The following is a 13860-nucleotide window of genomic DNA, read 5'->3' on the forward strand; positions in this document are numbered from 1 at the left end:
AAAATTTTCACTTCTACTTAACATTCTGCTCTATCTTTGTTATATTTTCTAGTTGACGGACATATAAACGAATGTTAAAGTTTTCTCTGGTAGTGACAAATCTTATACAAAAAATGTAAAATGTTATAGTGTTTCTCAGAAATGAATTTTGTTGTATAATACAGAAATGACGTTATGCTTATGAGCAACAAAAGAAACCAAAAGGGTATGCATAGTTATAGTCGTATATGGGTGAATATAGAACCTTTAATTATGGCCAAGAAAACTATGTATTTTTTATTTTAGCATTTTTCGCTCCAAAATCGACCAAGCCTGATAGAGAAAGGGTGGAAATGAATGAAAGAAACCTTGAAATCACAATTTCAAAATGTGCGTTTCACTGTATTCGTAGCATTAGCCTTATGGCTGAAAACTTACATTATTACACGCACAAGCTTTGATTTAAAACTTGAATCTTTCATGCAAGAATTCATTTTATTCCTTAGCCCATTAGCAGCATCATTACTGCTTGTTGGTCTTGCATTATTTGCAAAAGGGAAAAAACGTAACTATATAGCACTTGGAATTAATTTTATCTTAACAATCGTTCTTGTTGGTAACGTAATGTTCTACGGATTCTACAATGACTTCGTTACTTTACCAGTACTCGGACAAACATCTAACTTCGGAAGTTTAGGTTCTAGTGTGAAAGAATTATTTAACTACAAAATTATTCTTGCATTTGCAGACATTATCATATTCTTCGTTCTGTTGAAGAAAATGAAGAACTTTGCACCTACAGAGCGTGTAGCACGCCCGATGCGTTCTCTATACTTCGTATCAACAGTTGCTATTTTCTTCGCAAACTTAGGACTTGCAGAAGCTGAACGCCCAGAACTATTAACACGTTCATTCGACCGCGTTATGCTTGTTAAAAACTTAGGATTATATGTACACCAAGTATACGATCTTGGCTTACAAGCAAAATCAAGTTCACAAAAAGCATTCGCTGACGGTAGTAAATTACAAGAAACAGAAAACTACGTAAAAACAACACAAAGTAAACCAGATCCAAATATGTTCGGTACTGCAAAAGGGAAAAACGTAATTGTTGTCTCTCTTGAGTCATTACAAACATTCTTAATTGGTGCAACAGTTAACGGACAAGAAGTTACACCATTCTTAAACCAATTTACGAAAGAAAGTTATTACTTTGATAACTTCTTCCATCAAACTGGTCAAGGTAAAACATCTGATGCTGAATTCCTAGTAGATACTTCGTTATATCCACTAGACCGCGGTGCTGTATTCTTCACACACGGTAACAATGAATATACAGCAACTCCAGAAATTTTACGTCAGCAAGGGTATCACACGTCGGTATTCCACGCAAACAACGCAACATTCTGGAACCGTAACATTATGTATCCAGCACTTGGTTATGATCGTTACTACAACGAGCTTGATTACAAGATTACGCCGGAAACAAAATTAAACTGGGGATTAAAAGATATCGAATACTTCGATCAATCTATTGATATGTTGAAAGAAGTGAAGCAACCATTCTATACTCGCTTCCTTACTTTAACAAATCATTACCCATTCACTTACGATGACAGTACAAAATTAATCGACGAATATAATTCTGGTGATGGAGTATTTGACCGTTACATGGTAACTGCTCGTTACTTAGACGAAGCAATGAAACACTTTATTGAGCGTCTAAAAGCAGAAGGTATTTACGACAACTCAGTAATCGTATTCTACGGTGACCACTACGGTATTTCTGAAAACCATAACCGTGCAATGGCACAGTTCTTAGGAAAAGAAGAAATCACTGCATTTGACCATATGAACTTACAAAAAACACCGATGTTTATTCACGTTCCAGGTCAAAAAGAAGGTAAAACAATTTCGAAACCAACTGGTGAAATTGACATTAAACCAACTATTCTAAACTTACTTGGTGTAGATTCTACAAATGACGTTCGATTCGGTCATGATGTATTCTCACCTGATAATAAAGGATTTGTTGTTCTTCGTGACGGTAGCTTCGTTACAGATAAATACATGTACACAAACAGTACATTCTACGACCGTGCTACTGGCGAAGTTGTACAATTACCGAAAGAAGAATCTCAACCACTAATTGATCGTGCCCAAAATGAATTGAACATGTCTGATAAAATCATTGAAGGTGACTTACTTCGCTTCTCTGAAAGTAATAAGATCAAAACTGGTGAAGTAAAAACAGCTATTAAAGAAGAAAAGAAGAGCGCTGAGTAATCTCAGCCTCTTTTTTTATTTTCTTCCATACAACTACTTATATTCATTAACTTTAAAATTACATAACCTTTACCAAATATTCACATAGTGTTAATGAAGAATCTCTATAATAAAATATGTAAACAAGGTTCTACATATTTCTTATCTCTCATCTTTCGTAAGATCCCTTAAAGAAATGTGTAAATCTTTTGTTTCTACTTTCTTATAATTGTCTTTCAACATGTTTTGTTTCCATACACAAAGCATTCAACGAGACAATGTCCCTATGAAAGATAGCTACCCTCCTTGTGCAGCATTCCATAAGAATGTTGCTTTTTTTTATCTAAAAGCAGGATTCTCATTCTTATTTTCGAATTTGTATATACAAAATGCTGTAAAGTGAAACTTTAATCAGCCCTCACCAATCGGGCATTTACGGGCATATGTAGAGAATTACTTACATAAAAATTACTATAGTGATTCTTATCTCGCATGAATGAAAGTTTCACGTTACTTACGTACTTACGAAAGGATGGGACGGAAATTGGCATACGAAAAATTTGTACTTTGGAATGATGAAGTTATTGATACAACAAAACAACAAACGTACATAGAACTTGAAGAAAGAGGTTTGCAGTTCGGAGATGGTGTCTACGAGGTTATTCGCCTATATAAAGGGAACTTTCACTTATTAGATCCGCACATAACGAGATTATATCGATCCATGGAAGAAATAGAATTATCGCTCCCTTTCTCAAAAGCTGAACTCATCACTTTACTTTACAAATTAATTGAAAGAAACCATTTCCACGAAGATGGCACAATTTATTTGCAAGTATCTCGCGGTGTACAAGCTCGCACACATATATTTTCATATGACAACCCTCCGACAATTTATGCCTATATTACAAAAAAAGAAAGGCCAGCGTTATGGATCGAATATGGTATACGCGCTATATCAGAACCCGATACACGATGGCTACGCTGTGACATTAAATCATTAAATTTATTACCAAACGTACTAGCTGCTACGAAAGCTGAACGTAAAGGCTGTAAAGAGGCACTTCTCGTAAGGAATGGTATTGTAACGGAAGGAAGCCATTCCAACTTCTTCTTAATTAAAAACGGAACTCTTTACACACATCCAGCCAATCACCTTATTTTAAATGGTATTATTCGTCAATATGTCCTTTCTTTAGCCAATACTCTTCACATTCCTGTACAGGAAGAACTTTTCAGCGTTCGTGACGTTTATCAAGCAGATGAATGCTTTTTTACAGGCACAACGATTGAAATTTTACCAATGACCCACCTTGATGGAACCGCGATTCAAGATGGGCAAGTTGGACCTATCACCAAAAAACTGCAAAAATCTTTTAATCAAATCTTGTTACAATCCAATATGGCATCTTCTTAAACACGAATAATTTCTGTCCTTTCATATTCAATATATGCATTTAAATGGAAATCAAGGTGTAATTTTATGCCTTGATTTTTTTCTTGTAATCTTTTTGTCATATTCAGATTCCTATATAAGTCTTGACAGTAATCGACATGCTCTTTAGAATTTTTAACAGTTGGTAAATATTTCTTCACTACATTACAGACAGAAAGGAATCGACAAATTATGAAAAAGTACCTTGCCGGTCTTGCGGCAGTGTCTGTAGCAGGGGGAGCAGCACCTACACTTGATAGTGTTCAAGCTGCACCTGAACAAAATACACAAAAAGCTGCTACAACTGTCCAAGCTTCTGCATCAAACGACTCATCTTATAAGGTAAACGCGAGCGTATTACATGTTCGTGCAGGATCAAGCACTTCTCACGACATCATCTCACGCGTTTATAGCGGTCAATCACTAAACGTGATTGGCGAAGAAAATGGTTGGTTCAAAATTAACATTAACGGAAAAACAGGCTTTGTTAGTGGCGAATTTGTATCAAAAAGTGGAGCAGCAAACAACAATGTAAGCACAGGTGGAAACAATAAAGTTACTGCTGATGTATTACGTGTACGTACAGCTCCTAACACTTCTAGTTCTGTTTCTGGACGTGTATATGAAGGACAAACATTAAACGTAATTGGACAAGAAAATGGTTGGGTGAAAATTAACCATAATGGACAAGTAGGTTATGTAAGTGGCGAATTCGTATCTGGCGCTTCTTCTAATGGGGGTTCTTCAAACAACAATACGAATAATAACAACCAAGAAGTAAAACCAGCAAGCGGAAACTATACAGTAAATGTATCTTCCCTTCGCGTTCGTACAGGTCCTAGCACTTCTCACACAACTGTAGGTTCTGTCAAAAAAGGACAAGTAGTACAAGTTGTCGGCGAAGTTCAAGATTGGTTCAAAATCAATTACGCAGGACAAACTGCTTATATAAGCAAAGACTACGTAACAAAAGGCGGTTCTAACGAAAACGTTACAGAAGGCAACAAACAAGAGCAAAACAATAATAATGGAACTATTCAAACTGGTGGTTCTTACGTAGTTAACGCTACATCTTTACGTGTTCGTACAGGCCCTGCCGCTTACCATAGTGTAATTGGTGGCGTTTTAAACGGTACAACATTAAACGTAGTTGGATCTGAAAACGGTTGGTTTAAAGTAAATTACCAAGGAAAAACAGGCTTTGTTAGTAGCGAATTTGTAAAATTCGTTAAAGGTGGCACTACTACTCCTGAGCAACCAAAACAACCTGAAAAACCTAACCAAGGTGCAATTGGCGACTATTACATTAATGCTTCTGCACTAAATGTACGTAGCGGCGAAGGTACAAATTATAGAATCATAGGCGCACTTCCACAAGGTCAGAAGGTTCAAGTAATCTCTGAAAACTCTGGATGGAGCAAAATTAACTACAACGGTCAAAATGGTTATATCGGAACACGTTACCTATCTAAAACACCAGTTGGAGGCGCAGTAGATAATAAGCCTAACAATAACCAAAATAACAATCAAAACAATAACAACAATAATAATACAGGCAATAATAGTGGCGACAGTTCTTCCGTACTTGCATATGCAAAATCAATGCAAGGTGTACCATACGTTTGGGGCGGAACTTCTGCTAACGGCGTAGACTGCAGTGGCTACATCTACCACGTATTTAAGAAATTTGGTCATAACATTAGCCGTCAAAGTGTTGCGGGATATTGGAGTAGCCTACCACAAACTTCAAATCCACAACCAGGTGACTTAATTTATTTCCAAAACACTTATAAATCAGGTCCTTCTCACATGGGTATTTACCTTGGGGGCGGATCATTTATCCAAGCTGGAGATAAAGGTGTAGCAATCGCTTCATTAAGTAACTCTTATTGGAAGAGCCACTTCTTAGGATACACGAAAGCACCTTAATTAATAGTTTCCAAGCCTTCTAGTTTACTAGAAGGCTTTTTGCTATGAGTTCAACATATTACTCCCTTTCTCCTACCTTCTCTCTATAAAAATAATGTATCTATTCTTCCATTTCATACACTTTATTCTGCAAAAATAATGCATAACGTTATCATAATGTATATATTTTCATAAAAAACATAACCTATTTCATGTCTATTTATTTTATATGTGTTTTTTTGAAGAATTTTCTTTTTATTTAAACTTTTCATCAGACGTTTGACCTCCGATGTCCATTATGATAAGTTACTTAAGATGTTATATTCGTAAACGTATAGACAACTGGTTTATACACTTTTTTACTATGAGGAAGGAGCATACACTGCATGAATCTTTTATGGGGAATTGGCGGCGTGATTGGAGTATTAGCAATTGCTTTCTTACTATCTTCCAACCGCAAAGCTATTAATTGGCGCACAATTTTAATTGCGCTAGCATTACAAATGTCATTTTCATTTATCGTATTACGATGGGATGCTGGTAAAGCAGGTTTAAAACACGCTGCTGACGGTGTTCAAGGATTAATTAATTTTTCTTACGAGGGAATTAAGTTCGTTGCTGGGGATTTAGTCAACGCAAAAGGACCTTGGGGATTTGTATTCTTTATTCAAGCACTACTTCCAATCGTATTTATTAGTTCATTAGTAGCAATCTTATATCATTTCGGTATTATGCAGAAATTTGTTAGCGTCGTTGGTGGTGCATTAAGTAAACTTCTTGGCACTTCTAAAGCAGAAAGCTTAAACTCAGTAACGACTGTATTTTTAGGACAAACTGAAGCTCCAATTTTAATTAAACCTTACTTAGCACGCTTAACAAATAGTGAATTCTTCACTATTATGGTAAGCGGTATGACAGCTGTTGCTGGATCCGTTCTTGTCGGCTATGCAGCAATGGGTATTCCGTTAGAGCACTTATTAGCAGCTGCAATTATGGCAGCTCCATCAAGCTTATTAATTGCAAAACTAATCATGCCAGAGACAGAAAAAGTAGATAATAACGTTGAACTTTCTACAGAACGTGAAGATGCAAACGTTATCGATGCAGCTGCACGCGGTGCATCTGAAGGTATGCAACTTGTTATTAACGTAGCAGCAATGTTAATGGCTTTCATCGCATTAATCGCTTTATTAAATGGATTATTAGGATGGGTTGGTTCTTGGTTCGATATTAAACTTAGCCTTGATTTAATCTTCGGTTACTTATTATCACCATTTGCAATCTTAATCGGTGTTTCTCCAGGTGAAGCTGTACAAGCAGCAAGCTTTATCGGTCAAAAACTTGCAATCAACGAATTCGTTGCATACGCAAACTTAGGACCACACATGGCAGAGTTCTCTGACAAAACAAATCTAATTTTAACATTCGCAATCTGTGGATTCGCAAACTTCTCTTCTATCGCAATTCAGTTAGGTGTAACAGGAACGCTAGCTCCTACTCGCCGTAAACAAATTGCACAATTAGGGATTAAAGCAGTTATCGCTGGTACATTAGCGAACTTCTTAAACGCAGCAGTTGCAGGTATGATGTTCCTATAAACTTATATAGAGTCTTCTCTTTCTCCAAGAGAAGACTTTTTTCATGCAATCCAAGCGTATTATATATATCTATCAAGCACCTTATCCCAAATATAAGAACATTATGATACAATAATGTTTAGATCTTTTTATTTTTCTGATGAAAATAGAAATACTACTTGTTGTTGCCCTTCAAAAGAATTTAAAGACATAGTCAATTTCTTAATAATTGCGCATACTACAAGTATCTATGGATGAAATAGCTTTAAGGAGGAAAGTTTTGTGAAAGATAAGTTCTATAAAATCCTCTCTATGTGGATTCTACAAATTGTATTTTATTTTACTACTGTACATGTGACGAATTATGAGCATGCGCTCATTTTTACAATAATATACGTAATCGTAAATGTACTATTCTTATTTTTAGCTGACAAAACAGCATTTATTTTCTTCATACTAGGAACCATCATTTCCGTATTTTATTTATTTTATGAAGCATGGCTTCATTTATGGAGTACATCAGTTCAATGGCAATATATGATTACCCACTTCCTGATGGCAGCTAACTTCTTCATTGTATACATAACAACTCACCTATTGAAAAAAGTGATTCATGAAAATAAAACTTTGACTGAGCGTGTGAGAACGTTGGAACAATATATTGGAGAATCAAAATTACTAACGAGACAAGAATTCGAGAGACGCCAAGCGTTATTAACGACTGCAATGAATCGTCGTAACGAAACAGGCATTATTGTTTACTTTGATTTCACTTCCTTTAGTAAATATACGAAGGAAAGTGTTATGGACCGTGTAGCTTCCTTATTAGTTGAAACCGTAAGGAATGATTTTGACCTTGCTGCTGAATATGATAATAATACGCTAGTTATTTTATTACAAAACACAAATGAAGCTGGTGCTGATATTGTAATGAACCGCCTAAAGCCAAAAATGGAGCAATGGCTTGCAGCTGAAGCAATCCGAGATATAAAAATTTCACGTGAGCAAATTGGAAACAAAGGACAGACATTGTTATGATGACTCTCGTTATACTTCTTTTATTTCTTCTGTTTTGCGTACTCGTTTTTTGGATCAGTATCACATTTTCAATTAAATATGTTCTTATTTTTACGGCCTTTCTATTCTCTGGCTTACTCGTTTACTACTCTTTCTTAACAATTGCGGGCTTAATTCACCGAAATAGTAAACGAAAAGATCGTACATTAGAACATTATCCGAGCGTCGATATTTTCATCCCTGCTCATAATGAAGGGGTCGTTATTAAAGATACTTTAGAGGCAATGGCGAAGATTGAATATCCAGGAAAGCTAACCATTTATCTATTAAATGATAACTCTCAAGATGAAACACCTGAAATCGGCGATGATTTCGACAAAGCTTATGCCCACATTCGTCACATTCGTGTTCCACCCGGTGAACCGAAGGGTAAATCACGTGTACTAAACTACGGCCTTAGTATTTCAGATGGTGAATACTTCTGTGTTTACGATGCAGATAACCAGCCTGAGCCACACGCACTGCGAATGCTTGTAGAGCACGCTGAAACAACTGAAGATGCTGTTGGGGCTGTTGGACATGTTCGTACAGTAAATGAAAAAAGAAACTGGCTGACGCGAATGATTTCACTAGAATTTCAAATCTTCCAGCTCCTTATGCAATCTGGACGCTGGTTACTATTCCAAACAGGCTCACTGACAGGAACAAACATGCTTCTTCGTCGCTCTGCACTAGAAGAGCTTGGTGGCTATGACCCTTATGCAATTGCAGAAGATGCCGAATTAACATTACGAATTACACAAAAAGGTTATCTCTTACCAATCGTCCCAGAATCAGTTACTTGGGAACAAGAACCAGAGCATTTAAAAATTCTTATTAAACAACGTACACGTTGGCTCCAAGGGAATTTATACATTTTAGAAAAAATGTTCTCGTCATTAAGCTTCTTTAAAGGAAAACTGCTCGTTCATTCCTTACAACAAGTTCTAGTGTATGTTGTATTTTGGCTATTCCTAATCATTTCGAACGTTTGGTTTGTAATTGGGCTACTCGGGATATTCCAAATTCAATATAGCATTCCACTACTATTTATGTGGTATGTCGCATATATTACATATGTTTCTCAATTATTTAGTGCCCAGAGTGTGGAACGAACCTTTACACCGACTAATATTTTTATTAGCGTTATTATGTACTTTACGTACGCACAGCTCTTTACGTACTTATTTATTCGCAGCTTAATCTTATACTTACGTGCGAAGAGCAAGAAACAAGTCATTGGCTGGGATAAGACAGTTCGATTCAAAAAAGATAAATAAAAATAAGCACAGAGCGCCGTATGCTCTGTGCTTATTTATTGCCGTATAAATTATATATCAGACAATACCCCTTAGCTGAAAGTAATTTCACGTCCATCCCCCAACGAACGATCGACCTTCATTTATATACGAAAAAGTGATTGCTATTTTTGTAGAACCAATTGCTTCTCTTGCTGTTCTTTGCGCGTTTCAGTCTTAGGTTCCGTGCTTTCTTGGACACTACGATGTGCCACACGTTTCAAACAAATATGCTTCCACTTTCTTTCGTAACGTTTCATTATTCTAGATGTCCCCCTTGAATGCGCTTTAAAACTATTTGAAATCGCTTACAGGAAATAATATAGCACATATATATAAACGTGACAACACATTTCCGACATATTTTTGACAAAAATACGAATAGAATTCGTAAGGTATCGAATATTGTCGAAACCTATCATTTTTTCTTGGTATAAAAGGCATACTACTTATATGGTAAAGTATTTTATTTCCCCTACCCGCATTTCAAATTTCTTCTATATAAAGTGAAACTTTCATTAGCCATCACCAATCGGGCTTTTACAAGCAGCTCGATTTATTTGCTTTTGCTGAATTTTGAGGTGGGGTTCTTACTGCTCAGCAAATAGAGGGATAAAAAAAGAGCTGATATGAAATCAGCTCTTTTCCTTCTATTATTAATGACGCTTCATACGTCCTTCTTTTTGTAACTCTTTAAATAATGCTGCCATCATAAAGAAAATAACAAAGACGAACGGGAATGCTGCAATGATAGCTGCCGTTTGTAAGGCTTCTAATCCGCCAATATATAATAGCGTAGAAGCTATCGCGGCTAGAACGATACCCCAAATCATTTTAATACGATTTGGTGGGTTTAAACTACCATGTGTCGTTAACATCCCTAAAACGAATGTTGCAGAGTCTGCAGATGTAATAAAGAATGTTGCAATAAGTAAAATACCTAAAACCGATAAAGCTGATCCAAAGCTGCCCATCTGATCGAACATAGCGAATAATCCTACTTCTGTTCCCATTTCTTTCACTTTGTCGAAGATATGTGCATCACCAAACAGCTCCATATGAATACCAGTACCGCCGAACACAGAGAACCAAAGTGCACCAATTACGGTCGGTACGAGTAACACACCGATAACAAACTCACGAATTGTACGGCCTCGTGAAACACGAGCAATAAACGTACCTACGAATGGTGACCACGCAATCCACCATGCCCAATAGAAAATTGTCCATGACTGAATCCATTGATTTCCGCCTTCATCCAATGGACTTAAACGGAAACTCATACTTGGCAATTCCTGAATATAAGAACCTATTGTTGAAGTGAAGTAATTCATAATAAAGTTTGTTGGACCTGCAAATAATACAATGATCATAAGTGCAAACGCAAAAATAATATTCGTATTACTTAAATATTTAATTCCTTTATCAAGACCTGTTTGCGCAGATAACATAAATAATACTGTTACAATTGCAATAATAACTAACTGAGTCGTTAATGAGTTCGGGATAGATGTTAAATAACTAACACCACCTGCAATTTGTTTTGCACCGAGACCTAATGATGTTGCAACACCAAACACAGTTGCGAAAACAGCTAACACATCAAATGAATGAGCAATACGCCCGTGTTCCCCGCCCTTAAATAACGGGCCTACTGTCGCACTAATCGTACTTGCTTTTCCTTTTCTAAAGGTAAAGTAAGCAATACATAACGCTACAAACGCATATAGTCCCCAAGGATGTAATCCCCAATGGAAAAATGAAAAACGCAGTGCAAGGCGCGCACTTTCCTCAGTTGCACTATCCCCAAACGGAGGTGCGTATAAATGGTTTAATGGTTCGGCAACGCCCCAGAAAACTAAGCCAATACCCATACCAGCACTAAATAACATAGCAAACCATGTCATATAACTATAATCAGGTTCGTCATCATCTTTACCTAAACGAATAGAACCGTATTTCGAAACAATTAAAAAGATAGATACACCTAAAATAATAGAAACGGAAATAATATAAAACCATCCAAACTTACTAACTAATGCAGTTTGAATTGCGGTTGTTACATTTCCTAAGCTACCTTTTCCAATAATAGATTCGGGAATAATCCCCCAAATTGTAAATGCAATACATAATGTTAATGAAACGATGAATGTTTTTGTCAGTTTCCTCATCAAATCCCCCTTCGTAGGTTTCGTTTTTGTAAATAACATAAATTCCGATATGTAAAATCGGATAGAAAACTATAATTTTGCGGTGATTTTCTTACTTTCACCTTCACCAATTCGAATTCTTATGGACAGCCTTACCTTTCGTATAACCTTTTCACTCTGCAAGAGCTACAAGTTAGAAATACTGCTGTCAAATTGTGTGAGAAAAACGCGGATAGGAATGTATTTTCCTAAAAAAGGATGTGTTACATATGTAAAAAAGGGCAAAGTTCTTCCTTGCAACCCTTTCGTTTTGTAACAATTATGCGGTTTTTTTGCTAGTATATAGCACGTGTTTATAGCTTCACAAACAAAATGTTTATGTTTATATAACTATATTACCCATAAAACGGTAAAATACTCAAGGAATGTAATCGTTTAGTAAACATCATGTAACATTCCTGTAACATTCTTATTTACGTCGAAAAAAACATGTTGTATTAAATATTTTGAATATAACTAGAAACCTATGAGTCATATAGAATGAAAAACGCTTTCCTATATTTTTTGTTATATTACAGGATGTTAACGACTTATTACGAATGGTTTGTAATTGTGTGTTTTCCCCAAATCCGAAAAAATCTGTTGCTATAATGAGGACACGAAAACAAACGCAATGGAGGCTATCATGAAAAAATTAATTGGTATAGCAACAGCAGCAGTTTTTGGTCTTGGGATTTTCACATCATCTGCTAATGCAGAAACTGTTGTAACAACAGACGTACTAAACGTACGCGAAAACCCTACTACGGAATCAAAAGTTGTCGGTAAATTACTAAACGGTAATAAGATAGATGTTCAAAATACAGAGAACGGATGGTCAAAAGTTACTTTAGACGGTAAAGACGCATTCGTAAGTGCAGAGTTCACAAAAAGCATCTACTACGTAACAGCTAACGTATTAAACGTACGTGCTGAAGCGAACACAAACTCAGAAATTCTTGGAAAGTTGAAGAAAGACGATGTAATCGAAACAACGAACCAAGTACAAAATGAGTGGTTACAATTTGAATATAACGGGAAAACAGCTTATGTTCATGTTCCTTTCTTAACAGGTACAGCACCTGTAATTGAGAAACAAGAAACGACTGTTCCTGCTAAAGCTGAAGCACCAGCTAAGGCTCAAGCACCTGCAGCACAAGCAAAACCAGCTGCTAAGCCTGCTGTGAAAGCTGCTGAAACTAGCACACCATCTGGTGGTCGTGAGTTAACAGTTGTAGCTACAGCATATACAGCTCACCCGAGCGAAAACGGTGGCACATATGGCGGCCGTGTATTAACTGCAATGGGTCATGATTTAACTGCGAATCCAAACATGAAAATGATCGCTGTTGATCCGAAAGTAATCCCATTAGGATCTAAAGTATGGGTAGAAGGTTACGGAGAAGCTATCGCTGGAGATACTGGTGGTGCAATTAAAGGTAACCGTATCGACATCTTACTTGGATCAGATAGCGCTGCTCAAAAATGGGGACGCAAAACTGTTAAAGTGAAAATTTTAAAATAACCAATGACTGCTAAATTACAAGCCGGTTCTCTTTATTGAGAGCTGGCTTTTATTTATTTATAATACATATAAGGAGGCTATGCCCATGAATGTACAAGCAAAAGTAGACTGGATTGGTACGCCAAAGCCGTACATATATAAAGATGAAGTAACATATAACGCTACTTCTATTGATTTCTCACTTGCTGGCGATGATAATCGCTATAAGTTAATTGTGCTCAAGTCTGAAAACAATACACATTACAAAATTGTGCAATATGGAATAAAACCAGGCTCTCAAAAACCATTTCCTATCGACATTCCATTTGAACAAAATATGTTGCCAATTATAGAGCAAATATTACATGATCCGTATGTACAAGCGATATTAAAGGAAACGCACTCATAATCGTAAAAAAAGATATCACCTCGCCGGATTTTTCGGCTAAGTGATATCTTTTTTATTTTCCCTTCATGAACACAATTTAAGAAAAATATATCAACGATTTTCCGAATATATCTATCATAAATCGCAATATATCAACGATTTTTCAATTATATCTATCATAACTTACGATATATCAACGGTTTGACACGAAATATTGATATAGCTACAAAATAAAGAAGCTGTTCAAATATTGAACAGCTT

9 protein-coding genes are annotated in these 13860 nt (G+C 36.2%); 8 read left to right on the top strand and 1 reads right to left on the bottom strand.

The features are described from left to right. Positions 1–336 precede the first annotated feature (336 nt). The 6 genes from DN400_RS05100 (at position 337) to DN400_RS05130 (ending at position 9500) form a co-directional block, all read left to right on the top strand. Entirely contained in the window at positions 337–2265 is a 1929-nt protein-coding gene (locus tag DN400_RS05100) for an LTA synthase family protein (RefSeq protein ID WP_000665343.1), read from the top strand. Between the two features lie 511 nt (positions 2266–2776). Beyond that, positions 2777–3661 (top strand): D-amino-acid transaminase, encoded by an 885-nt coding sequence (locus DN400_RS05105; protein ID WP_074593743.1) that lies wholly within the window; start codon positions 2777–2779, stop codon positions 3659–3661. A gap of 210 nt (positions 3662–3871) precedes the next feature. After that, positions 3872–5608 carry a C40 family peptidase gene (locus DN400_RS05115; RefSeq protein ID WP_097913029.1) on the top strand — a complete coding sequence of 579 codons (1737 nt, stop codon included), beginning with the start codon at positions 3872–3874 and terminating at the stop codon, positions 5606–5608. Positions 5609–5973: 365 nt separating this feature from the next. After that, the gene (locus DN400_RS05120; protein WP_001051020.1) at positions 5974–7185 is read left to right on the top strand and encodes a NupC/NupG family nucleoside CNT transporter; all 1212 of its coding nucleotides are present in this window, start codon (positions 5974–5976) and stop codon (positions 7183–7185) included. Between the two features lie 261 nt (positions 7186–7446). Then, positions 7447–8202, top strand: coding sequence for a nucleotidyl cyclase domain-containing protein (locus DN400_RS05125; protein WP_000653229.1), 756 nt, complete (start codon positions 7447–7449; stop codon positions 8200–8202). After that, on the top strand, positions 8199–9500 hold the full coding sequence (locus DN400_RS05130) for a glycosyltransferase family 2 protein (RefSeq protein WP_000988751.1): 1302 nt from the start codon (positions 8199–8201) through the stop codon (positions 9498–9500). The genes DN400_RS05125 and DN400_RS05130 overlap by 4 nt, the downstream gene beginning before the upstream one ends. Before the next feature lie 674 nt (positions 9501–10174). Here the strand turns inward: DN400_RS05130 and opuD are convergent. Further along, positions 10175–11689 (bottom strand): glycine betaine transporter OpuD, encoded by a 1515-nt coding sequence (opuD, locus tag DN400_RS05135; RefSeq protein WP_001229103.1) that lies wholly within the window; start codon positions 11687–11689, stop codon positions 10175–10177. Positions 11690–12353: 664 nt separating this feature from the next. Here opuD and DN400_RS05145 point away from each other — a divergent pair. Together DN400_RS05145 and DN400_RS05150 are read left to right on the top strand one after the other, a co-directional pair. Beyond that, positions 12354–13232, top strand: a complete 879-nt coding sequence (locus DN400_RS05145; protein ID WP_000733343.1) for a cell wall-binding protein EntA — start codon at positions 12354–12356, stop codon at positions 13230–13232. An 85-nt stretch (positions 13233–13317) separates the two neighbouring features. Next, the gene (locus DN400_RS05150; RefSeq protein WP_001102539.1) at positions 13318–13620 is read left to right on the top strand and encodes a DUF3910 family protein; all 303 of its coding nucleotides are present in this window, start codon (positions 13318–13320) and stop codon (positions 13618–13620) included. Positions 13621–13860: the final 240 nt, after the last annotated feature.

The organism is Bacillus sp. AR8-1 (assembly GCF_008042345.1).
Classification (GTDB): Bacteria; Bacillota; Bacilli; order Bacillales; family Bacillaceae_G; genus Bacillus_A; species Bacillus_A cereus.